This window comes from Sporosarcina sp. FSL K6-1540 (genome assembly GCF_038620285.1).
In the GTDB taxonomy this organism is placed as follows: Bacteria; Bacillota; Bacilli; order Bacillales_A; family Planococcaceae; genus Sporosarcina; species Sporosarcina psychrophila.
In genome coordinates, this window is the sequence record NZ_CP152018.1 from 587,305 (window position 1) to 611,723 (window position 24,419).

General features: G+C 40.9%; 21 protein-coding genes. 13 read left to right on the forward strand and 8 right to left on the reverse strand.

Going from position 1 to position 24,419, the window contains the following annotated elements; translation table 11 throughout:
• The first annotated feature begins 68 nt into the window (after window positions 1-68).
• Both MKY15_RS02745 and MKY15_RS02750 read left to right on the forward strand, forming a co-directional pair.
• Window positions 69-1,235 (forward strand): amidohydrolase, encoded by a 1,167-nt coding sequence (locus MKY15_RS02745; protein WP_067212106.1) that lies wholly within the window; start codon window positions 69-71, stop codon window positions 1,233-1,235.
• Between the two features lie 562 nt (window positions 1,236-1,797).
• Window positions 1,798-2,325 (forward strand): competence protein ComK, encoded by a 528-nt coding sequence (locus tag MKY15_RS02750; RefSeq protein WP_338655466.1) that lies wholly within the window; start codon window positions 1,798-1,800, stop codon window positions 2,323-2,325.
• Between the two features lie 136 nt (window positions 2,326-2,461).
• Here MKY15_RS02750 and MKY15_RS02755 read toward each other — a convergent pair whose 3' ends face one another.
• The 4 genes from MKY15_RS02755 to MKY15_RS02770 form a co-directional block, all read right to left on the reverse strand.
• Complete coding sequence (locus MKY15_RS02755) at window positions 2,462-2,671, reverse strand: hypothetical protein (RefSeq protein ID WP_342538906.1); 210 nt, start codon at window positions 2,669-2,671, stop codon at window positions 2,462-2,464.
• Between the two features lie 180 nt (window positions 2,672-2,851).
• The gene (locus tag MKY15_RS02760; protein WP_338655463.1) at window positions 2,852-3,421 is read right to left on the reverse strand and encodes a nuclear transport factor 2 family protein; all 570 of its coding nucleotides are present in this window, start codon (window positions 3,419-3,421) and stop codon (window positions 2,852-2,854) included.
• A 75-nt stretch (window positions 3,422-3,496) separates the two neighbouring features.
• Window positions 3,497-4,177, reverse strand: a complete 681-nt coding sequence (locus tag MKY15_RS02765; RefSeq protein WP_067212111.1) for a response regulator transcription factor — start codon at window positions 4,175-4,177, stop codon at window positions 3,497-3,499.
• A gap of 21 nt (window positions 4,178-4,198) precedes the next feature.
• A complete protein-coding gene (locus MKY15_RS02770; RefSeq protein WP_304627130.1) occupies window positions 4,199-5,305 on the reverse strand; it encodes a sensor histidine kinase in 1,107 nt (368 codons plus the stop codon).
• A 211-nt stretch (window positions 5,306-5,516) separates the two neighbouring features.
• On the opposite strand from MKY15_RS02770, the gene MKY15_RS02775 reads away from it, so the two are divergent.
• A complete protein-coding gene (locus tag MKY15_RS02775) occupies window positions 5,517-6,149 on the forward strand; it encodes a YigZ family protein (RefSeq protein ID WP_067212114.1) in 633 nt (210 codons plus the stop codon).
• Between the two features lie 149 nt (window positions 6,150-6,298).
• Window positions 6,299-7,354, forward strand: coding sequence for an LCP family protein (locus tag MKY15_RS02780; RefSeq protein WP_342538907.1), 1,056 nt, complete (start codon window positions 6,299-6,301; stop codon window positions 7,352-7,354).
• 136 nt (window positions 7,355-7,490) lie between these two features.
• Here the strand turns inward: MKY15_RS02780 and MKY15_RS02785 are convergent, their stop codons facing one another.
• A complete protein-coding gene (locus MKY15_RS02785) occupies window positions 7,491-8,534 on the reverse strand; it encodes an MraY family glycosyltransferase (RefSeq protein ID WP_067212122.1) in 1,044 nt (347 codons plus the stop codon).
• Between the two features lie 417 nt (window positions 8,535-8,951).
• On the opposite strand from MKY15_RS02785, the gene secA2 reads away from it, so the two are divergent.
• Both secA2 and MKY15_RS02795 read left to right on the forward strand, forming a co-directional pair.
• Window positions 8,952-11,315 (forward strand): accessory Sec system translocase SecA2, encoded by a 2,364-nt coding sequence (gene secA2 / locus MKY15_RS02790; protein ID WP_187045615.1) that lies wholly within the window; start codon window positions 8,952-8,954, stop codon window positions 11,313-11,315.
• Window positions 11,312-12,214, forward strand: coding sequence for an accessory Sec system S-layer assembly protein (locus MKY15_RS02795; protein ID WP_342538908.1), 903 nt, complete (start codon window positions 11,312-11,314; stop codon window positions 12,212-12,214). The genes secA2 and MKY15_RS02795 overlap by 4 nt, the downstream gene beginning before the upstream one ends.
• A gap of 945 nt (window positions 12,215-13,159) precedes the next feature.
• Here the strand turns inward: MKY15_RS02795 and MKY15_RS02800 are convergent.
• Window positions 13,160-13,651, reverse strand: a complete 492-nt coding sequence (locus MKY15_RS02800) for a C40 family peptidase (RefSeq protein WP_067212133.1) — start codon at window positions 13,649-13,651, stop codon at window positions 13,160-13,162.
• Window positions 13,652-13,865: 214 nt separating this feature from the next.
• Here MKY15_RS02800 and MKY15_RS02805 point away from each other — a divergent pair, with 214 nt between their 5' ends.
• Complete coding sequence (locus tag MKY15_RS02805; protein ID WP_342538909.1) at window positions 13,866-14,201, forward strand: hypothetical protein; 336 nt, start codon at window positions 13,866-13,868, stop codon at window positions 14,199-14,201.
• 72 nt (window positions 14,202-14,273) lie between these two features.
• Here the strand turns inward: MKY15_RS02805 and MKY15_RS02810 are convergent, their stop codons facing one another.
• Window positions 14,274-14,975, reverse strand: a complete 702-nt coding sequence (locus MKY15_RS02810; RefSeq protein ID WP_340767210.1) for a glucosamine-6-phosphate deaminase — start codon at window positions 14,973-14,975, stop codon at window positions 14,274-14,276.
• Between the two features lie 286 nt (window positions 14,976-15,261).
• On the opposite strand from MKY15_RS02810, the gene MKY15_RS02815 reads away from it, so the two are divergent.
• The 3 genes from MKY15_RS02815 to MKY15_RS02825 are packed head-to-tail and all read left to right on the forward strand — an operon-like array spanning window position 15,262 to window position 17,590.
• Window positions 15,262-15,408 carry a cytochrome c oxidase subunit 2A gene (locus MKY15_RS02815; RefSeq protein WP_082786682.1) on the forward strand — a complete coding sequence of 49 codons (147 nt, stop codon included), beginning with the start codon at window positions 15,262-15,264 and terminating at the stop codon, window positions 15,406-15,408.
• 23 nt (window positions 15,409-15,431) lie between these two features.
• On the forward strand, window positions 15,432-15,935 hold the full coding sequence (locus tag MKY15_RS02820; RefSeq protein WP_067212141.1) for a cytochrome c oxidase subunit II: 504 nt from the start codon (window positions 15,432-15,434) through the stop codon (window positions 15,933-15,935).
• Window positions 15,935-17,590 carry a b(o/a)3-type cytochrome-c oxidase subunit 1 gene (locus MKY15_RS02825; protein ID WP_342538910.1) on the forward strand — a complete coding sequence of 552 codons (1,656 nt, stop codon included), beginning with the start codon at window positions 15,935-15,937 and terminating at the stop codon, window positions 17,588-17,590. The genes MKY15_RS02820 and MKY15_RS02825 overlap by 1 nt, the downstream gene beginning before the upstream one ends.
• Before the next feature lie 604 nt (window positions 17,591-18,194).
• Here the strand turns inward: MKY15_RS02825 and MKY15_RS02830 are convergent.
• Window positions 18,195-19,508: a malic enzyme-like NAD(P)-binding protein gene (locus tag MKY15_RS02830; protein WP_342538911.1), complete on the reverse strand. Its 1,314-nt coding sequence runs from the start codon at window positions 19,506-19,508 to the stop codon at window positions 18,195-18,197.
• 607 nt (window positions 19,509-20,115) lie between these two features.
• On the opposite strand from MKY15_RS02830, the gene brnQ reads away from it, so the two are divergent.
• From brnQ to MKY15_RS02845, 3 genes are all read left to right on the forward strand, one after another.
• A complete protein-coding gene (gene brnQ / locus MKY15_RS02835; RefSeq protein ID WP_067214042.1) occupies window positions 20,116-21,393 on the forward strand; it encodes a branched-chain amino acid transport system II carrier protein in 1,278 nt (425 codons plus the stop codon).
• A 76-nt stretch (window positions 21,394-21,469) separates the two neighbouring features.
• Window positions 21,470-21,823: an SCP2 sterol-binding domain-containing protein gene (locus MKY15_RS02840; RefSeq protein WP_338655449.1), complete on the forward strand. Its 354-nt coding sequence runs from the start codon at window positions 21,470-21,472 to the stop codon at window positions 21,821-21,823.
• Between the two features lie 183 nt (window positions 21,824-22,006).
• A complete protein-coding gene (locus MKY15_RS02845) occupies window positions 22,007-24,109 on the forward strand; it encodes a methyl-accepting chemotaxis protein (RefSeq protein WP_338655447.1) in 2,103 nt (700 codons plus the stop codon).
• Window positions 24,110-24,419 lie beyond the last annotated feature (310 nt).

Genomic DNA, 24,419 nt, shown 5'->3' on the forward strand with positions numbered 1-24,419 from the left:
CTCTCAAATGTTTGCTATAATAGAAGTAGCAACATTCAAATTAGATAATTTTTAGGGGGAACAGTCCATTGAAAGAACAATTGTATGAAAAGCTCGATAGCGCTTATGAGGATATGGTCGTTATTCGCCGCCACCTTCACATGAATCCTGAATTATCTTTTAAGGAAGAAAAAACTGCGCAGTACATACATGATTTTTACGCTGACCTTGGTATTGAAGTACGTAAGGGGGTTGGCGGCAATGGTGTCGTTGCAAGGGTTTCGGGTGGTAGACCTGGTAAGACGGTTGCACTACGTGCAGATTTCGACGCGCTACCCATTCAAGATGAAAAGGATGTAGCGTATAAATCAACTGTTCCAGGCGTCATGCATGCTTGTGGTCACGATGGGCACACTGCTACACTCCTACAGCTTGCAAAAGCCATTCATGAACTGCATGAAGACCTTGCTGGCGACTATGTTTTCATCCACCAACACGCAGAAGAATTTGCTCCAGGCGGTGCAATTTCCATGATTGAAGACGGTTGCCTTGATGGGGTTGATGTCATTTTTGGAACGCATCTATGGTCTTTGACACCTTTAGGTACAATCGAATATTTGACCGGTCCTGTAATGGCAGCGGCTGACCGTTTCGACATTAAAATCCAAGGCGCAGGCGGTCACGGTGCGGCTCCGCATCAAACGAAAGACGCTATCGTTATTGGCGCACAGCTAGTGATGAATTTACAGCAACTTGTTTCCCGTCGCGTCGATCCAATCGACTCGGCAGTGTTATCTATCGGTTCATTCGTTGCACAAAACGCATTTAATGTCATAGCCGATTCAGCAAAACTAGGCGGTACGGTACGGACATTCAACCCTGACATTCGCCATTTGATGGAACGCGAAATGAAACGCGTTGTTGACGGGACTGCGCTTGCAAATGACTGTACAATCGATTTCGAATATGTACGCGGCTATCCAGCTGTTGTCAATCACAAAGCCGAAACAGAATTTCTGAAGACTGTCGCGGAAGGTATTCTTGGCGTGGAATCAGTCGTGGAATCAACACCACAAATGGGCGGCGAAGATTTTGCATATTATTTGGAAAAAGTACCCGGTACATTTTTCTTCACTGGCGCAAAACCTGACAATCCATATCCACATCATCACCCAAAATTCGACATCGATGAAAATGCGATGCTTCTCGCAGCAAAAACACTCGGCGCTGCAGCTATCGATTTCCAAAATTTATAAAACAAAGGTCTTCACTCTTAATTTTAGGAGTAGAAGGCCTTTTTTTTCACATGAAATACTGGTGAATAGGGCTTGGAAAAATCCATTTTCACTAGACCATTTCCGTTCGCTTTTCGGAGAACTAATCACGACATATTTATCGTGACGCATATTTGACCAGTAGGTGATTATTTTATTCACTGTTTACTTTTATGATAAAACTCTAGAAGCCTTATGTACAGGTGTTATCGGATCGGTTTGGACTGAACGACTACTGCGTTGGGAAGCGACGGACAGATAGTCGGAAAGGGATGTGACTAGAAATGTACAAGTGCAAATATAGACTTGTATGCTTTTCTTACAGGTTCTCCATGTAAGAAAGTGGATATTCAACAGACGTGATACAAAATCCTGCTCATTCAAAATAATAACAAATTCCATTTTAGTAAATAGCATAATACGAGTGATAATAGCACTAAAAAACAAAATAGTTCAAATAGTTTAATTAAATGGTTGCATTTTAAATTTTCTAATTTATACTAGGACTTATGCAACAACAATAAACTATAAGGGGTGCATTTTATTGGTTAAAAAGAAATGGTTAGGGAAATACATTGTTTCTTTCAATACATTTTTGTTACTACCTGTGGTCCAAGGAAATAAACTATCAACGCTTGTAATCGAACGAAACGGTGAATTGAACGTTTCACGAAAACCCGTTCACATTGTTAAAAATTCTTGTCATTATTATGGTGGTTCTTTACAAAATTCAACAAATACAGCAAAACTAGCAATTGGAAAACGCCATAAAATGCCTATAATTATAGCTCATGATTTCGGAGTACCTTATATCTTTCTACCAACAATGTCTCCGAATTCAGAAGAGAATGTCTGGGTTTCCTATAGTGCGATTGATAATATAGAACCGGATGGTATGGGCTGTATTCTCTACTTGGAAAATGGTCTTTCCTTCAAGCTCGATATTTCAGCTACAACAATGTATCGCCAATATGCAGTCGCTGCACTTCTCGAAAAAAACTTTTTGAAAAAACAAAGACAATTGAACAGGCCATCTAAATTCGATAAATTTGACTTCCCGGATGAGGATTGACTTAACTTTCAAACATGGCGAAGTAAATGTTTAACAGTTCTTTCGTCCAATTACGTAGGCGGATGTTCAAATAACGTCTCTGGTCCTTATTGTCCCCGTATACGAAAATATACTCAGTGAAAATAGCGTATGACTTTCATATTCTGGCGACGTAAGTAGATGGTGGTTTCCCTAGTTCAGCACGTGCAGCTCTTGTTGCTTCATCAACAAGTTTGACATAAGGTCCTTTCAGTTTGAATGGACCTTTTTCAAACGAATCTCGATCCTTTTCCAATATAATAAGAATCATCGGCAAATAAATCATATTCCCAAAATGCGGCAATGCCTCTGCAGATATTAAATGCATTTTAACTGCTCCCACCCTCAAACAGAACATTCGTTCTCGTTATTGTATACCCATATCGCTGATAAGACAACCTACAATTATTTTGTAGGTTATATGGTTTTGTAGGGGACTGTACGACAGCCACGAAACAAAAAAAGACTTTCGGCTATTACAGCTGAAAGTCTTACATATGAACCACATTTACTCTTTCCCGTCATCACCGATGTAATGCACCGACGCAGCTTTCCAATCGTCACCATTTTTCGTAAATACGGTCACTTGTCTTCCATCTTGTTTTGTCACAAGACCAGTAGATACTTGTTTATATGATGTATTCAAATTCGAGAAGACTTGGGCTTCCTTATCAGAATACTTTACAATCGTTACGTTCGATATTTCGCGATTTAGCTCATATTCACTAAATTGCTCTTCCATGAATGCACGTTCTTCCTCAAAATCATAGTCTTCCGGAGAAAGTGTATTCAAATAGCCATCGATATCTTGTTCATTCAGCGTATCGATATACACCTTATATACTGCTAAAATTTGTTCTTTCTCCTCAGCCGGAACACCAGAAGCTTCTTCTATAACTCCTCCCTCTAAGCTAAAACCCACTTTTTTGTCTTCCACACCATGATCAATTGCACCGTTTTCATTCGCTGCCTCGCCATCATTGACCGAGCCGCTTCCAGTCGACTTCTCTCCATCGCTACTGCACGCGCCAAGTAGTAAAAGAACCGACATACTTATAGGAACAAATATTTTTTTCATTTTCTTTCCTCCTGAACAGGTAAAAAGGCCGCTCCGACTGGATGGCCTTTCTCCTTTTATTGAACAAAGTCCGAATTACTTCACTTCAACCCAACCATTTTTAATAGCAGTTACAACTGCTTGTGTCCGGTCATTTACAGCCATTTTTTGCAAAATACTTGAAACGTGGTTTTTGACCGTCTTTTCAGAAATGAATAACGTTTCTCCAATTGTCCGGTTACTTTGCCCATCCGTCAACAGTTGCAATACTTCACACTCACGTTTTGTAAGTAGGTGGAATGGTCGGCGGATATCATTTTGCTGGAATGACCCTTTATGCTCCCGTTCACTCAATCTGCGGAATTCCGTAACAAGGTTATGTGTCACTTTCGGGTGAAGATACGAACCGCCCATTTCAACGACCTTAATCGCTTGAACGATTGCATCTGCATCCATCTCTTTCAGCATATAGCCAAGCGCACCCGTTTTCAGTGCATGCGATACATATGACTCGTCATCATGAATCGACAACATAATTACCTTCGCATTAGGAAACTCTTTAACAAGATTCTCGGTCGCATCGACACCATTCATACGTGGCATGTTAATGTCCATAAGAACAACATCCGGTTCGCACTGTCTATAAAGTTCATTTACTTCGCTACCGTCATCACCTTCTGCAACAACTTCAAAAGAATCTTCAAAGTCCAGAATTCTCTTTACCCCTTCACGGAATAATTGATGATCATCTACAATTAATATTTTCGTAACAGTCATAGTCATTTCCTCCCCATATATCTAGCCGTCAATTATTTCATTCCGAAGCGGGATCCGGAAATGGATCATCGTACCATTGCCAGGCGTTGAAGTGATTGTCATATCGCCTTTTAATAAATCAATTCGTTCCCGCATCCCAATTAAACCGAACGACTTATCTTTCACTTCATTCTGGTTGAATCCTTGTCCATTATCCTTAATGATAATATTCATTATATCGCGAAGCCATTCAGTTTTCACCCAAATGTCCTTCGATTTTCCATGTTTCAATGCATTTGATACAGATTCTTGTACAAGTCGGAAGACCGACACTTCAAAATTCGTTTGAAAACGCTGCTCTTGTCCACTATTTTGAAAGTGAATTTCAACATTTTTTTCATATTCTTCGATTGTCGACAAATACTTTCTCAATGTCGGAATCAGGCCAAGATCGTCAAGTGCCATAGGTCGAAGATCATAAATGATACGCCGGACTTCATAAAGTGCATTCCTCACCATCACTTTGAGATCTGCTAATTCACCCAATGCAGGTTGAGGACCTTTTTCTACAAAGATTTTTTCAATCAACCCAGTACGGATCATCACATTCGCCAACATTTGCGCTGGCCCGTCATGAATGTCACGAGAAAGCCTTTTGCGCTCCTCTTCCTGTGCCTGAATAATTCTGATGCTGAAATCCTGCTTGTGTCTTGCATTTTCAAGTGCTTCACCAACATTTTTTAAATCAGATGTCAAATAGTTAATAACGGTCGCCACTTGATTAACAAGCTGATCCGCCCGTTCGATTGTATCGAGTAGCGCTACGAGGCGTCTGTCTAAATCGTCCCGACGTGCACGTAGCTGCTTCTCCTCCATCCGGTTAATGGATAATCGGACATGTAAGTCATTCGCAACTTCGTAAGCCTCTCTCACTTGTTCCTCTGAGTAATTCATGAAGTTCTTCGAGACGTCGGCGAGACGTTTGCGTGAATGCCCAGTCATGTTCTCCAAATAGTCGCCTTCGGTTATTGCCTGGGAAATATCACTTTTGACCGTTGCAAGCTCTTTTTTCATATCGACAAAGCTTTGACGGCTTTGTTCGCTTATAATAAAGATATCGTTCTTTGAGTTATCCATAGCACGGACCATACTACTAAAGATTGTTTCAAGCGTTTGGATATCAACTATATTTTCCCTCAATATTAAGTTCCCTCCCGCCTACAGCCTGAAAAATTACATATATACTATTAAGTAAGAAGTGGTACAGGAATACTGATTTCCTTATGCACTTCATTATAGTATAGCATCATAGTACCAAATGGATATTAAGATTGTATTACAAGTGATGGGGGTGCCGCAAATGCGAGCAGATTATTATACAGTTAAAGATTACGGTGAAAGTGAATTGATCATCCAAAAATCTAGATTTCTCACCTATGTGTCACGTGCAGAGACGGAAGATGAAGCCCTAGAGTTCATTCAAGAAATCAAGAAAAAGCATCATAATGCCAACCACAACTGTTCGGCATATATGATTGGCGAGCACGATACTATCCAAAAAGCGAATGATGATGGTGAACCAACAGGTACGGCTGGCGTGCCAATGCTCGAAGTCTTGAAAAAACAAGGGTTAAAAGATACTGTCGTCGTTGTGACGCGCTATTTTGGGGGTATCAAGCTTGGAGGCGGTGGGTTAATCCGTGCGTATGGCCGCGCGACGTCTGAGGGCATTACAGCCACGGGTACTGTCGTAAGAAAACTTCATCATCTAATGAGAGTAACAATTGATTATACATGGCTCGGAAAAGTCGAAAATGAGATAAGGCAGTCCGCTTATCCACTAAAAGAAATTTCCTATGCGGACGGCGTCAACTTATTCGTATACGTTCCAGTGACAGAAGAGAATGTTTTCACTGCTTGGATGGCCGAATTAACAAATGGTCAGGCGGAAATTGTGTCGACTTCTAGCGAATTTCTCGAGTTCGACAACTAACTAAAAAAATAGTATAATAGAAAAGGTCATGAGTATTTATGTCACAAAACCTTGTGATCCGTTATGCTATCTCTACCTTTTGACGATATTTGTCAATTATATGATCAACTATGAAAAACTTACATAGTCGATTCTGGAGGAACTAAAAAATGAAAAGAAAAGACTATAAAAAAAGAAACAAATCGTCCGGGAAACGCTTAGCCGTAAAAGTTGTGCTTCTTCTCACCTTGTCCCTATTTATTGTTGTTGCGGCATATGCTGCTTCACTTCAGAAAAAAGCAGAAAACATGGCAGTTAGTGCGTATGAAGCCGTCCCTGACCGACCAAAATCCGAAATTCGCGAAGTAAAAGTCGAGCCAGCAAACGACAATGTTTCAATTCTATTCATCGGTGTCGATGACAGTGAAGCGCGCAGCCAAGGAGATAACAACAGCCGTTCGGATGCACTTCTACTCGCTACATTGAATCCGGCGAGTAAATCTGTAAAATTGGTCAGTATTCCGCGTGATTCATACGCCTATATCCCTGAAGTCGGATATCGTGATAAAATCACCCATGCCCATGCATTTGGCGGAACACGTGCAACAATCGAAACAGTTGAAGAATTGTTTGAGATTCCTGTCGACTACTATGTGAGGATGAATTTCAATGCATTCATTGATGTTGTTGATGCAATTGACGGAATCGACGTTGAGGTTCCATACAACCGAACTGAAAAAGACGAAAATGATAAATATACGATTCATTTGAAAAAAGGTCTGCAACATCTTGACGGCAAACACGCCCTTGCGCTTGCACGGACACGTAAACTCGATACCGACATCGAACGCGGAAAACGTCAGCAAATGATCTTACAGGCAATCATGAAAGAAGCCGCTTCAGTAAAATCAATAACGAAGTACGGTGATGTTATTGAGGCAGTTGGCGAGAACATGAAAACTGACATGACGTTTGACGAAATGAAATCGTTCTTGGAATATGTAAAAGGCGGTATGCCACAAGTCGATACACTAAGTTTGAAGGGTTACGACGACATGTCTACGGGAATTTATTACTGGAAACTTGATGAAACCTATTTAGCTGAAGTGAAGAACATATTGCAAGCACATCTCGGTCTCATCCCCGACTCATCTAGTCTGACTGACAGTGGTTCGACCATAACTGGTTCAACCGAAGAAGCTTTAGAAGATAGTTTTAATGAATGATACCAAAAGAACCAGGCTGAAAGTTAGCTGGTTCTTTTTTTCTTTCCACACATAATTCTATAAAAAATGGCCATGCTACCTTAATGAAAAGGTGCATGGCCATTTTTTCTTATTGTCTAGTGTACAAACAGCTGTGTTACTTACCAATCATCCGTACAAGATTTAACAACGGTCGATAGTTTGTACCGGCAAGACCGATTACTTCAACGAACAGTTCAATCGCGATAAGCATGACTACAATAAGCAGAATTGCTCCCCATACTGTCGCTTGCGAGAACAATACAGCTGCAACCCCAAACAGAATTGCAAGCGCATAAATGACCAAGACTGTCTGCCTATGTGAAAAACCGCTACGAAGTAAGCAATGGTGTAAATGTGATTTATCCGGTGCCATAATAGGCTGTTTCGTGCGTATACGGCGAACAATTGCGAAGAACGTGTCAGAAATTGGAATACCCAATATAATAACTGGGATAATCAGTGAAACGACAGCAACGTTCTTGAATCCTAATAATGCAAGAACCGAAATCATAAAGCCCAGGAACAAGGATCCGGTGTCTCCCATAAAGATTTTTGCCGGATGGAAATTGTAAAACAAGAAGCCAAGCGAGCTTGCCGCAAGAATCGAAGCTGTTGCAACTACGAATACATTCCCCATTATCATCGCCATAACAGCAATTGTAATAAGTGCAATCGTTGAAACACCTGCTGCAAGTCCATCCAATCCATCTATAAGATTTATAGCATTTGTAATGCCGATGATCCAAATAATTGTAATTGGAATACTTAAGTAACCAAAATCAAATTCCCCAATAAACGGTAAATTAATAACTTCAATTTGTAAACCGCCCCATACGACAACGACAATAGCCGCAGCCAATTGACCAGCAAGTTTTGCTTTCGCGGTAATTTCAAGCATATCATCGAGAAAGCCCATAACAATGATGATAACAGCACCGATAAGTATTCCAACAGCGTGTTCATCTTTCGGTAGTAATACCGCATAGCCAATTAGAAAAGCACCAAATATCGCAAGACCGCCGATTCGCGGCATAACAGACGCATGGACTTTCCGGTAATTCGGCCGATCGACCGCTCCTATCCGGAATGCCAATTTAATGACGAGTGGAGTAAGTAAGATGGAAGCTAGTAGTGCAGCAGCCATTGCAAGGAATAACATGTCCTTCCTCCCTATAGTAAATCGCTAATTTATCATACCAACAGTATCATAGCATATTTAAACAAGTAAAGCACTTTACTAGAAAACTCTTTTCTAATTATCATTGTTTCCTTGTGTTTAGGTCAGTTTAGAATAATATACTTTGGATAACCTTCGCAAGGCGAATGTTCCACATCAAGATTCCCGCGTCTAGTGCTCGGATAGCCACAGATAGCGGCGTACTCAAACTGCATTCATTTTTAGCGGGTGCTTACAATTTTGTTTATCTTATCTTTCCCTTTCATTCCCCTAGCTATCCCCCCACCTTTTCTTTCCTTACATTATGTAGATTTCAGCTCAAGGTAGTCATTTTCCATTCTTTTTGGTAAAATGGGGACGGGTCCTTTAAAGGGATCGGAAAAAAGGAGCGTTCATCCAATGCTATCAATATTCAAACGTTCAAATCAGACGAACGAAAGACAACTTCGAAAGTATCGGAAGATTGTCCAACAAATAAATAAATTAGAAGCTACATACGAACCAATGTCAGACGAACAACTAACAAGTATGACTACTATATTCAAGGAGAGAATACAATCTGGAGAAAAGATCCAATCTATTATTCCAGATGCTTTTGCTGTTGTTCGTGAAGCATCCAAGCGAATCCTTGGCATGCGTCATTTCGATGTCCAACTTATCGGCGGACTCGTTCTAACAGAAGGTAATATCGCTGAAATGCCTACAGGCGAAGGTAAAACGCTAGTCGCTTCCCTTCCATCATATGTGCGTGCACTTGAAGGAAAAGGAGTTCACGTTATTACCGTGAATGACTATCTTGCGAAGCGTGACTATGAACAAATTGGTCAAATCCATCGTTTTCTTGGCCTTACAGTTGGGTTGAATGTCCCAATGATGCAAGGTCCCGCAAAACAAGCTGCTTACAATGCGGATATTACGTATGGAGTGGGAACGGAATTCGGTTTCGACTATTTGCGTGATAATATGGCGCACCAAGTATCACAAAAAGTTCAACGTCCCTACCATTTCGCAATTATCGATGAAGTTGATAGTATTCTTGTTGATGAAGCAAAAACACCATTAATCGTTGCTGGTAAAATGCAAGCGGATGCGGATCTTCATCACATTGCGGCACGTCTCGCAAAACGCTTCAAAAAAGGGATCGATTTCGACTTTGATGATGAAACAAAAGCGACTTCCCTTACTGATATTGGAATCGAGAAAGTAGAAAAAGCATTTGGTATCGACAATTTATATGAATTGGAGCACCAAACACTTTATCATTATATGATTCAATCATTACGTGCACATGTCATCTTCGAACGTGATGTTGACTATATCGTAAAAGAAGAAAAAATTGAACTTGTCGATATGTTTACGGGTCGAATCATGGAAGGACGCACACTTTCCGATGGCTTACACCAGGCAATTGAAGCAAAAGAAGGACTACCAATCACTGAGGAAAATAAAGCACAAGCACAAATTACAATCCAAAACTACTTCCGTATGTATAAAGAACTGTGCGGAATGACTGGTACGGCTAAAACACAGGAGAAAGAATTCCGTGAAGTGTATGGTATGGAAGTTGTTCAAATTCCAACAAATCGTCCGCGCGCACGTATCGATTCACCTGACCAAGTATATAAAACAATTGACCAGAAATATAAGGCGATGGCGAAAGAAGTCGCTAAGCGTCATGAAAAAGGACAACCCGTCCTTGTCGGCACAACATCCATTTTACAATCTGAAAAAGTAGTAGCGTATTTAGATGAATACAAACTTACTTATAACTTATTGAACGCTAAAAGTGTCGAACAGGAAGTAGACCTTATTTCCCTCGCAGGACAACTCGGTCAAATCACAGTCGCGACAAACATGGCTGGACGTGGAACTGATATCGTGCTCGGTGAAAAGGTTGAAGAAATTGGTGGTCTTTTCGTACTTGGAACAGAAAAGCACGAAAGCCGTCGTATTGACAACCAGCTACGGGGACGTTCCGGAAGACAAGGTGACCATGGTGAGAGTCACTTCTTCCTTTCTCTCGAAGATGATATGTTCAAGCGGTTCGCTAAAGAAGAGCTTGAGAAGTTCCTCAAAAAAGTAACAACAAATGAAGACGGTCTAGTGCAGAATCCCGAAGTAGATGAACTGACAGAACGGACACAGCGTATCGTAGAAGGTGCCCACTATTCAATGCGCGAATACAACTTAAAACTCGACGACGTCATTAACGATCAGCGTGAAGTCATCTATGGGCTTCGTAATAACGTCCTAGACCGCGAAGGTATCCTTGAACAATTAAAATCGATGCTTTCCGAGACAGTAGAATTTGTTGTTTTCGATAGTTGCCCAGATGAAGAGACTTCAAGCAATTGGGATTTCGAACGAATTGAACATACAATGAACAGCCTGTTGTTAGAACCTGTCGTAATTCCGCGGACGCTTGATAAGACGTCTGACATTCTAAAACTATATGATGCTCCACTTACTGAGTTGCTCGACTTCATCGAATCATTCTCAGACGATGAACAGATCAATCAGATGATTCCACAAGTAATGCTGTCTCATATTGATACGATGTGGGTCAAGCACTTGGAAGTTATGACACGCTTAAAAGAAGGTATCGGACTCCGTTCATATGGACAAGAGGACCCAATGCGGATTTATCAGCGTGAAGGACTCGAATTATTCGGGCGTCATTATCAAAAATTACGCCGCAACATCGCATCTGAAGTTATTAGCTTTATGAAAGTTATTACACAACAACAGGAGGTACAACAATGAAGCTTTTCTCATTTTTCAAGAAAACCGAAAAGACAGGATCAGATAGCACAATCGGTTCCGAAGAAATTATTGACGGCCTAAACGCATCGACAAATACAGATGAGGTCGAGACTACGCTATCCCTACACCCAGAATGGAATGTACCACAGGAGCAAGAGTATGTTTTCCGCTTCCATTCGAATGAGCTAGAACCACTTAAACCGAACCAAATCTCCCTTTCAGGCATTGACATCGACGTTGAACCTGCTAATGGTAGCTGGCTCGTTAAAGCGTTTTTCCGTTCTTCACTAGACCAACAGATTTCAGTTGGATCAGTCGAACTGATGCTTCTTGATGAGGAAGGTAAAACACTCGCTTCCGATGAATTCGATTTGAAAGAGCTCGGCGATATTCCGGCACGAAGCGCAAGACCTTGGGTATTCGTCTTCACAAAAGACAATATCTTTGCAGAACAGCCACCAACAGAAAACTGGAAACTTGCATTTAACGTCCAATCGATGGTGCCTCACAAACTAGAGTTGGAGCAAACATGGGAAGACGGTTTAACGGCAGAACAAAAGGATGGACTTACAAAAGTTGTCGAAGGACTTCCAAAATTGAAACCGCGTGAAGTAAATATTAGCGGATTCCAAGTAAAACAACAGGATGACGGCGGTATCGCAGCATCTGTATTTATCCGTAATGGTCACTCGAAACAAATCAATATCGAAAAGCTTCCACTAGAACTGATTGATGCATCTGGTGATTTAGTAGCTAGCGGTTCATTCGCCCTTGATCCACTTTCAGTAAAAGCAAACACTTCAAAACCATGGACGTTCATCTATCCAAAAGAAATGATTCAAAAAGATGAGCCAGACTTATCTCGCTGGACAGTTCGCGTACCACAACAAAACGTGTAACAACAAAAGCGGAAGCGCCTGTTTAGCCCCGAAAAGCGCTGAAAGGCTTGAAGATAAAGGCGTCCTTTTGCCTTTATCAGCAAGACTGAAGCGACTCGAGGGGCTAGGCGCTGGAGTCTAGACGTGTAAACAAAAGCGCAAGCGCCTGTTTAGCCCCGAAAAGCGCTGGAGGGCTTGAAGATAAAGGCGGCACATTCAAATCAGTTACATTCTGATTCGGATGTGCCGCCCTTTTTATTGCTATTTATGTTGAACAAATGAAGGCCTATATTTTGACCACAGGTGTTGATTAGCCAAAAGTAGCCAGAAAATAACTAAATCAAACACTAGGTGCTCCGCGTACAGTTGCCTTATATCGCTTTAGATTGAACGACTCCTATACCATTACCGAGATATCTTAATCTATAGGGATGCGACTTCGTCGCATCCCTATAGATTTTTTTCGGTAATCGTATGATGGTTGTTCATCCGTCGCTCTCCAAAGACTAAGGTACACGAAGTACTAAAGCTTTTTGGGACGAAAGAATAGTTGGCTTCTTATCTGGATAAAGGCCGCCAAAGATACAATTTTGCCGGCTTACTCCTTCTTTCTGGTTTTTTCTTTTTTTATTTTAAGGAATTGTTAATTTCTACAAGATATCACATGATGACAAGCGTGATTTCACTAAAAGTAAATAAGGAACGTATTGTAGAAAATGCAATTTCCCCTTGAACGTTGCAGGTATGCGACAGGCAACTAATCGCAACAGAATTGTCGAAAAGGGGTGGCTAGTTTAGCCGAAAGCAAGCGGGATACGTACTAGCCCAAATGAAGAATTTTGTGCCTACCTTACCAATATTTTATGCAAGAATATGGATAATCAGCAAACGTGATATCGGAAATATATAGTAAAAAAAACAGCACCAAGTTCCCTATTAAGGGTACTCAGTGCTGTCTGTTTTGTTTTAATTGGCTGAAGCAACTGCATTCACGCCTGAGATGCGTTTTGCACCTACGTAGCGTTCACCCCAATAATAAGGGTCATTCAACTTATCAACGCGTACACCTTTTGATGTCGATGCGTGCGCAAATTTACCATCACCTATGTATATGCCAACGTGTGAAACTCGTTTGCCTGCTGTATTGAAGAATACGAGGTCACCTGTTTCTAAATTCGCTTTACTAACAGAAGTTCCTGATGCATGCATACTAGCAGCAGTACGCGACACTTGGACATTATGTTGCTTGAATACATATGATACGTACCCCGAACAATCAAACCCACTCGTCGTGTTACCACCGTAACTGTACTTGACGCCAATTAGGCTTGTTGCCGTTTTTGAAATTGCAGCAGGTTTTGACGAAGCTTCGGCTTGTCCAACGAAAGGTGCAACGAGTAGTAGAAATGACATTGCTATAATTGTAATGGACTTTTTGAATGTGAATGTAAGTTTCATCTGTTCCCCCAAAGGATTAATTTATCTGAAATAATGATCTGTTACAACCTTAACACGCTTCAAACGCCTCCTACATTACAATTGTGTAACAAGTCTATTACACTACTTGTATTAAAGTAGACTTTCGAAACATTATTGTCTTTTTATGGGGTTTATAGTTTTTTAAAACGGGAATTTAGTAAAGTAGCATCTAATTTAATGGGAGGCGTTTGAAGTGAAACACGAAGATGACATTTCAGATAATACGCAAGAGTCTTTTCTTGAAGCACAAGAAAAAGCCCATGGTTGGTTAGGTAACGAAAAAACCGATAAGAAATATTCCGCAAAAAATTATATTCATAATCCATATCTCGATCACGCAGCAGGTGATTATGAACCCCTGAAAGAAGATAGCCGTTTTCATAATTCAGAAGACCCACACCGAACGACTAGGAAATTCAACAAAGAGCGTGGTTTCTCTCAAAAAAAACGTGATGCACTAATTGCCAAAAATGGGCAGCTTGGTGATATGCAAACTATATTCAGTACATTGAATCATGATCGACACTAATCCCCTTCTTTCTATAATAACAAAAAGGTGAGTGCTACTAATCGTAGTCACTCACCTTTTTGTTTAGCTTCATTAAATTTCTAAATCCGTAATGACGATGACATCTTTGTGATCAACTAATTTTGTAATCGGCCACTCAGTCGTTACATTACCTTCGAGCAACTTCTCGATAGCTGCTCGTTTCTTTTCGCCAAATGCTAGTAAAACAAGTTTTTTCGCACCTAATATCGAACTAATTCCCATCGATAAAGCTGTTTCAGGGATTTTTTCATCATTTTCGAAGTACTGGCTATTCACACCCAATGTCGATTCCGTCAATTGCGCTACATGTGTAACAGAATCGAAAGGAAGTCCAGGTTCGTTGAATGCGATATGGCCATTCTCTCCTACTCCAAGTAGCTGGATGTCGAGTGGGTACTCTTCTAAAAGATCTTCATAAGCGGCACATTCTTCAACCAAATCTTCAGCCATCCCATCCGGAATATTTGTTTTTCTAAATTCTTTCTTATCAAACAGATGCTCACTCATAAAATAAGCGTAGCTGTTCGGGCTTGATTCAGGTATTCCGATATACTCATCCAAATTAAAAGTGACAATATTGGAGAAATCAAGATTTGACGAAACCCATTTATCGTAAACAGGAATCATTGTACTTCCTGTTGCCAGCCCAAGTACGTTTAGACGTCCACTTTCAATTTCGTTTTTAATGATTTCGTAAACTTGTTCTGCGCCTTGTTCAGGGCTTTCAACTTTTATAAGTTTTAGATTTTTCATATAGATCAACCAACTTCCATTAAGATTTTGCTCTCGCTTTATTGTAATTTCCCTAAACAGTCTGGTCAACTTTAATCGAACTTAACATACCATCTTCTTTTCTCACATGCATCTCTAGACCTTTATTATAGGTAATTGACGGAAATATGAAGAATGCGTGAACAACTTGTGAAACCCTCCCTTATATCCTTAGGCATAGGGTTTTCCCTAATTCCCATATTAAACCTTAAGACTATGATAAAGGTATGACAGCGAATCCACTTCGCCGGAAATAGGAGGTGTAATAATGGGGAAAAGAAATTCAATGAAACATCAACCCAATACGCATGAATCTACACATAGTTTGAAAGGTACTTTCATAGCCGTCATGCTGTTGGGTGCCGTCATTCTAGTATCTTGGTTCGGGTTTTATGCACTATTTTTATCTAGATAATAATTATATCAGGAGGGTTACTTATGCATTTGCACAAATATGAAAAGATATGGCTTGTTTTCGGAATGGCTTCACTCGTCCTATTCCTACTAATTATCGGCTTCGCTGCTTTCTGGAAAGGGACGCATCCGCAGAGCCATATTGAAACAATCGATCCACAAAATGTTGAAGCACATGACGCATTCAAGCCTGAAAATCTTGGCATTCGTGAAGTAGCTGACGGCAAATATATCGTCAACATCGTTGCTTCAGCGTTCAACTATGATTTCGGTAAAGACACGGAAGGTACTGCTATTAAAACGATTCGCGTGCCAAAAGGTTCCACCGTTCTTTATCAAATCACAACAAAAGATGTTGTCCATGGCTTCCAAGTAGCTGGAACAAACGTCAACATGATGGTTGAACCTGGCCACATTAGCCGTTACGAGACTGTCATGAAAAATGCAGGCGAATTCACGATTGTCTGCAACGAATACTGCGGCATCGGTCACCACCAGATGTACGGAACAGTGGAGGTGTATGAATAATGACTAAGGTTCAATTACCGCTTTCTAAAAAAGAATCCAGATTATATATGGCATTCATGTGGGTTACTTATATCTCGCTTTTTGTCGGAGGTCTGATGGGTTTATTACAGACTTTTGTCCGCTCTGGGAAATTCAAATTACCGTTTAATATTGATTATTATACAATCCTGACTGTTCACGGTGTTATTCTTGGACTCGTCTTAACAACCTTTTTCATTATCGGTTTCCAGTTTTCACTTATGGGGAAAACGGTAGGGATTTCGGATAAACAGTTGAAAGTCGCATGGCTGTCCTTCTGGGTAATGCTGATCGGAACCATCATGGCTGCAATTACGATTCTTGTAGGCGAAGCTTCAGTATTATACACATTCTATGCACCACTACGAGCTCACCCAGCATTTTATTTCGGTTTAGCACTCGTTATTATCGGTAGCTGGATTGCTGCATTCGTTAACTTCCGTCAGCTTTACGTATGGAAGAAAGCACATAAAGGTGAAAAATCACCATTACCTGCATTTATGGTTATTATCAATATGCTTATGTGGTTCATCGCTACAATCGGCGTAGCAACATCTGTCCTAGTGCTGTTCATCCCTTGGTCACTTGGCTATGCTGAAACAATCAATGTTTTACTAAGCCGTACGTTATTTTGGTATTTCGGACATCCACTCGTTTATTTCTGGTTACTTCCAGCTTATATGGCGTGGTATGTTGTTATTCCAAAGATCATAGGCGGAAAATTATTCAGTGATGCACTTGCTAGAATGGCTTTCATTCTATTACTAATGTTCTCGATTCCGGTCGGATTCCATCACCAGTTGACAGAACCGGGTATTGACCCTACTTGGAAATTCATTCAAGTTGTGCTGACATTCATGGTTGTTATTCCGTCATTAATGACAGCATTCTCGATTTTCGCTTCATTTGAAACAACAGGCCGACGAAAAGGCTATAAGAGCTTATTTGGTTGGTTCAAAAAGCTTCCATGGAAAGATGTACGTTTCCTAGCACCATTCATCGGGATGGCTGCATTCATTCCGGGTGGCGTGGGCGGAATCGTTAACGCATCTCACCAAATGAATGCCCTCGTCCATAATACAATTTGGATTACAGGTCACTTCCATTTAACTGCTGCAACAACAGTCGTTCTAACATTTTTCGGGATTACGTATTGGCTTGTACCGCATTTAACTGACCGCCGACTGACTCCGAGGTTGAATAGACTCGGGATTATTCAAACATTTATTTGGACAATTGGTATGACAATTATGTCAGGTTCTATGCATATTCAAGGATTACTTGGCGGACCGCGTCGTTCAAGCTTCTCCGAATATGCAGGCGGCGAACAAGTCGCTACGTGGATCAATTATCAGATTGCGCAAGCTGTTGGAGGAACGATTTTGTTTATCGGTATCCTCTTAATGGTATACATTTTCATCCAACTGACATTCTTTGCACCACGCGGCGTTCAAGAATATCCGATTGCCGTAGAGGAAGACGATGCAGAGCCTACACCTAAAATTCTTGAAAACTGGTATCTATGGGTTGGGATTACAATTGCACTGATTCTGTTCGCTTACACAATTCCAGTCATTGATATACTGAAACACTCACCTCCAGGTTCGCCGCCATTTGATTGGCTGATTGGTAGATAGTCACATTATGAAGCAGCTCTGATTTGCGGATATTGTCCGTGAAATCTGGGCTGTTTTCATTTTGTTGGACACTTTAGTGGATTGGTTGCACACTTCTACATGTTTGTTGGACACACCGATGTGTTGGTTGCACACTTCGATAGGTTGGTTGGACACTCCGATGAATTGATTGCACACTTCAGCGGGTTGGTTGGACACCACCCTATTTCTTGGACACTTCGGTGTGTTTGTTGCACACTTCGACAGGTTGGTTGGACACTCCGATGAATTGGTTGCACACTTCAGCGGGTTGGTTGGACACTCCACTGAATTGGTTGCACACTTCAGCGAGTTGGTTGGACAACACCCTATTTGTTGGACACTTTAGCGGATTGGTTGCACACTTCGACAGGTTGGTTGGACACTCCGATGAATTGGTTGGACACTTTAGCGAGTTGGTTGGAAACTCCCCTTTTGGTTAGACACTTCGGCAGATTTGTTGCACACTTCAGCGCATTGGTTGAACACTTCCAGTAATACCATCAAGGCAATCCATAATCTACTCTGCTCCATATAAAAAAGCCTCTTACCTGGTTTATCTTCCCAGGTAAGAGGCCTTTATCAATTACAAGTTATTCGCAACTCGTTCAACCGCAGCTGCTACATTAAGATGGACGTTTGGATCAAGTGGATGTGGGACAAGATCGCCCGGTTTCGTGCTGTCGACAATTGCAAGTGCAGCTGCGATTAGCATCGGATAAGTAATTTCCTTCGCATGTGCATTTAGGGCACCGCGGAAAATACCTGGGAAGCCTAAGATATTATTAACGAGACGGCCATCTGCCGCAAATGCCGCGCCCGCTGCAAGTGCGTCTTCCGGGGTAATTTCAGCGTTTGGATTGGACAAAGCCAAGATAATTTGCCCTTTTCGTATCATTTCTGGTTTGATAAGTCCTGCAACGCCCGTTGTGGCTACGATAATGTCACACGTTGCCATCAATTCTTCAAGTGAATCAATGACTGTGCCGCCATGATCAGCAAGCCTCTGACGTGCGACTTCATTACGGTCAATACCACGCATTTCCTTCACACCATATTTCATAAGCATACGGCTAATTGCTAGACCAGCTGCACCAAGACCAATTTGGCCCACAACCGCTTCCGTTAGCAAAACATCTGTCTGTTGACAAGCTGAAATTACAGATGCCAACGTGACAACTGCTGTACCATGCTGATCATCGTGCATAACTGGAATCGACAGCTCCGCTTTCAACCGCTCTTCAATTTCGAAACAGTGTGGAGATCCGATATCCTCCAACAATATTCCACCAAACCCTTGCTGAATGTGTTTAATTGTTTCTACAACTTCATCTGGATCACTCGTGTTAAGCAAGATAGGAATACCACTTATCCCAGCGAATTGATCAAATAACACAGCTTTTCCTTCCATTACAGGCATTCCCGCGACAGGTCCGATATTTCCAAGACCCAGAATCGCTGTGCCATCTGTCACAATTGCGACCGTGTTTGAGATTCCAGTAAAGTATTTCGCCTGTTCCGGATCATTCTTGATAAGTTCACAGACGTTCGCAACGCCTGGTGTATAGACACGTCGCAAATCACCTAAAGAACGAATTTCCATACGGCCTTTCATATGAATCTTGCCGCCTTCATGTGCTTGCAATACATCATCCGTTATAGCGTGGACACTAATTCCGTCGCCGATTTGATTAACCGCTTCAACAATTTGCAACAAGTGCTCTTCACTTGTACATTGAATTGAAATATCACGAATCGTTGATAATGTACCTACTTTTATAGTTTGGATATCACCAATATCTCCATTTAATTGTCCGATAGCTAACGCAACTTTCGCGAAGTTGCCCGGCACTGATGGTGTTTCGATAATTAGATTACGCATAAATTGCACTTGTTCCATTGTATTACCCCCTGATTATACTTGCCAATCCTCATTTTACACGTATAGGACCAGGTCGTAAACATTTTATGACTTCGGTTATAATTTATCGCGAATTCACATATTTCACGCATAATTAAAGGAGGGTTTTCCCATAACAAAACGGTTCCAAGCCGAATTAGAAACTATTTTTTCATTATGAGTCTTTACGTTCTTCGATTGCAAATCGGCTCACAGACGTTTCCAACGCTTCAGAAAGTGTGCATAACACATTTGCCGTTCCTCTCATCGCTTCAACTTCGAACGATATCCGGTCGTTATCGCCTTCATTTCTGAATCCCCTATTTCTATATTATTATTAATTTCACTTAAAAATTGTAAATAGTGCATAGTTTGTCGAAAAAGAAGCGATTATCATAATTATAGCGCGCTTTATGTAGAATCATAGTTAAATAGAACTATTTTTTCCGAATTACTATTTGAATCATTCTCTAACCATCAAACTATTGAATTTGTTAGACAATTGCTCCTCTTTTCGGTTATAATGAAAGGTGGTGAGTTTTTTACATAATTCTTTCAAGGAGTTGCAGTTTACTTGTCTATACAGAAAAATTTCGTGATTGGGCTTATGCTCTTTGCTTTGTTCCTCGGTGCTGGTAATATTATTTTCCCACCGCTTCTTGGGCAAATGGCAGGGGATGAACTTTTCATTGCGATGATTGGATTCCTAATCACAGGAGTCGGGTTGCCTCTCATTGCAGTTCTAGCAATTGCCAATGCAGGCGGCGGATTAGAAACCATTGCAAGTCGCGTCAATCCTTATTTTGGAGTTATTTTCACGATGATTGTCTATATGGCAATTGGTCCATTTTTCGGCATTCCACGAACAGCTACTGTCTCATATGAAATTGGGGTCGTCCCATTTTTGCCTGATAGCATTTCTGGCTCAAACTGGCCACTTGCGTTGTTTACGATCGTCTTCTTTACTATTACGGTCGCTCTCGCCCTAAATCCTGCGAAACTTGTCGATCGCATAGGGAAAGTGTTGACTCCTGTCCTATTTTTAGTTATTGGGGCACTTGCTGTGAAGAGTATTGTGTCACCAATGGGAGATATCGGACAAGCCCAAGGTGATTTTGCAACCAATGCGTTTTTCCGTAGCTTTGTTGAAGGGTATTTAACGATGGATGTCATTGCGGCACTTGTATTCGGCATCGTCGTTATTAATGCGCTTAAAGCAGAAGGCGTGACAGAAAGCCGTGCTGTCATGAAAGCAATGGTTTTCGCTGGTGTTGTCGCAGCTACTGGATTAGCGCTCGTTTACATTTCACTCGGGTATATTGGAGCGACAAGCGTCGATGTTATCGGGATACAAGACAACGGAGGTGCGGTTCTCGCACTCGCATCTACCGTCTTATACGGACCATACGGAACGATGATTCTGGCAATGACAATTATTTTTGCTTGTCTGACAACATCGATTGGTCTCGTTTCAGCATGTGCACAGTATTTCGAACATGTATTTCCGCGGAATTCATACAAGACATATGTCTTCATTTTCGCGGGATTCAGTGCAATTATTGCAAACGTTGGATTGACACAACTTATTTCTATTTCAATACCGGTTTTGCTCACAATCTACCCACTCGCAATTGTTCTGATGCTTATGTCATTCATCGACAAATCGTTTGGTAGAAAGCCAATTGTCTATATCCTGGCGCTACTGGCAACTGCTTTTGTTAGTATCTTTGACGGCTTAAAAGGAGCCGGAATCGACATTAAGCCTGTCAATGATGTACTTGCCCATCTCCCACTCTATGAACAGCAGATTGGTTGGCTTGTACCAGCGATTGTCGGAGCACTTATTGGTGTGGTTCTAAGCCCCTTGTTTAAGAAACGGATTTAGTTCTCAGAAAGTTCATGCTTTTACCTCCAATTTCAGCTATACTGAATGAACATTCAGTATTATGGAGGGTTTTCCAATGACGATGAATTTTGATGACATGACAATGACAACTATTTGGCTTAAAATTGACGAGAAATTGAACGGGGAACCAGGTCCAATTAAAGGAATGACTGTGACCTATTCATTCGATTTATCTGGTGATGATGGCGGTCTATATGGCTTAACGTTAGCAGATGGCAAAGCCGTAACAATTACCGGAGATCCCGGTGAAGTTGATTGTGCGTTAACTATGAGTGTAAAAGATTTCAAGAAACTACTTGCTGGCAACTTGAATTCGACCGCTGCCTTTATGATGGGTAAACTCAAAGTTAAAGGAAATATTGGTCTTGCGTTAAAATTAGAAGGTTTATTAAAACAGTATTCGTTTTAATAGAAGAAAGCGGCTCTCATTAAATGTGGGAGTCGTTTTTTGATTCCCCATAATTAATTGAAATGAGCACGTTTGAAGCCAACTATGAGTAATACTTCCCACTTCAGATAAAGGGAGCCCATTGTCGAATTAGGTATATTGATGTAAAATGAAAGAAAATTCGAAAGAAGGTGCAACTTTTATATGAAAAAATCGAAAAGCATTGCGTGGAAACTTTCAGCACTTATTATTACGCTCTTTTTAGTATTATTTATCTCATATACAGTCGTTACAAGTACCATTTTGCATAATCAAAGTACCAACGACGCGGAGAGTTCTGCAATTGATAACACTGAACTATATGCTGCTAAAATGAGCGACCGATTTAAGAAAACGAATGACATGCTCCACACAACAAAACACATATTTGAAACACTGCAGGCACAAGGTAATTTAACTGCGGACGAAGCCATAACTGTCATAGAGAATAATTTAAAAAACAACACTGATGCTTCTGGAATGGCTGCTATATTTGAAAGCGGATCTATTCCTATTGAAGAGTCTGTTAGTAATGATTTAATAGATCCAGAGAAGCGTTTTATTCCTTATTTGTATAAGGATGGAGACAAGATTACTATGGAGGCTCTTAGCGAATATGAAACAGAGGGCGAAGGAGATTGGTACTTAATACCGAAAAAAGAAAAGCGAGCTGTCTTGACAGAACCGTACGAGTACAGTGCAGGTGGTGAAATCGTCTTAATGACCACCATTTCCGTACCGCTAATTACAAGTTCAGGTTCCTTTTTCGGTGTTCTTACAACAGATATTTCCATCGATTTTTTAAATGAACTCGTGAATACAATCAAGCCGGATGGTGGATATGCTAGCATTATTACCGATGGCGGTTACTTAACTGCCAACAGTATTAGCGAAGAGTTGAACGGGGTAAATGTGCAAGACTCTTATGATTGGAGCACAATTAAGAACACGCTTGGAAAAGGAGAAGTATCGACTTTATATGCTGATTCAAAGCAACTAAATGAAGAGGCCTTTAACTCGTTCGCCCCGATGCTGTTAGACAATATTAAAGATACATGGTCTGTACAGACGGTTGTTCCAAAGTCAAAAATACTAGAAACATATAACACAATCTTACTTCTAACAATCATTTCTGCAATTGTCATGGTTGTTTTAATGTCTGCAGCTACCTTGTGGTTCATTTTCAAACAATTAAAACCACTTGCTTATTTACGAGAGTCAATCGAAACAGCAGCAGCTGGTGACTTGACGAGAAGTATAGATGAAAAACATATCCATCCAGATGAAATTGGTGCTGTAGCTATGGCATATAACAATATGCTCCGTAAAACAAATGACGCCATTCATACAGTTTGGGATTCTTCCACTCAATTAAACAAATCTTCCAATCACGTCCACCATGTTTTCGAGGAGATTGTTGCATCTAGTCAAGAAGTATCTCTAGCAACCGATGAAATTGCACATGGGGCCTCTAAGCAGTCGGAAGATACGGAAGAAACAAGTCACCGAATTTTAGATTTGTCAGACCAAATGGACTCGCTCGCTATTCTTTCAAATAACATGAACGTATTATCAAAACAAACAGGTCAATCAACTATACAAGGAATGACAGAAGTAAAAAAACTGCGCGAACATAATGAAGCTACGAATGATATGAATGAAAAGGTACAGCAACAAATTGAAACACTGACCACTAAAATAGCGGAAATTAATCAGGTTATTGCATCGATTCACGGCATCACTGCACAAACAAATTTGCTTGCACTCAATGCTAGTATTGAAGCTGCACGTGCTGGTGAGCATGGAAAAGGCTTCGCTGTCGTAGCGGAGGAAGTACGAAAACTTGCCGAGCAGTCTCGCTTAGAAACAGATGTTATTCAACAAACGGTTCAAGAAATATTACTAGAGTCACAGCAGACTGTTTCTATTATTACAGCGAATATTCAATTGATGGAAGGCCAAAACGAATCTGTATCAAGTACAGAATCTTCCTTTACCCGCAATGCGGAACTTGCTGAACAGATGGGTGGTTCAATAGACGAGTTAGCCACTAAACTCGCCGATATGATGGAACATAAAGACCAAGCGATGTTGGCAATTCAGAGTGTCTCCGCGATTTCGGAAGAAACTGCTGCTTCAGCTGAACAAGTCAGCGCCTCAGCCGCCGCGCAACAGGGTGAGCTTGAACGCGTCGCAGAATCGACCAATCATATGAATAAAATCGCTCAAGAACTGCAAGAAGTCGTCGATCGATTTAAATTATCATAATCAAGGACCTAAATAAGATTTGCCTGCCCAGTCAAGATTGTTTGCTGGGCAGGCTTTTTTTAGAAGGTGTCTTTAACGTGACTTTCAGCTACTGTGTATGTTGAAACAAAGATTTCCCACCGAATTCGCTACGGTGCTCGGGGATGCCTTGCCCCGTGCCTGCGCTAGGTTGATCATTATTGGGAGAAATGTAATTTTGAAATGTATATGCCGAGATTACAAGGTGATTACTATTTGATACAAATTGTATTCAAGAAAGACGCACTCTAGGTTGCAGATTCCATCACAGAAAATGAAATGCACTTTCTCA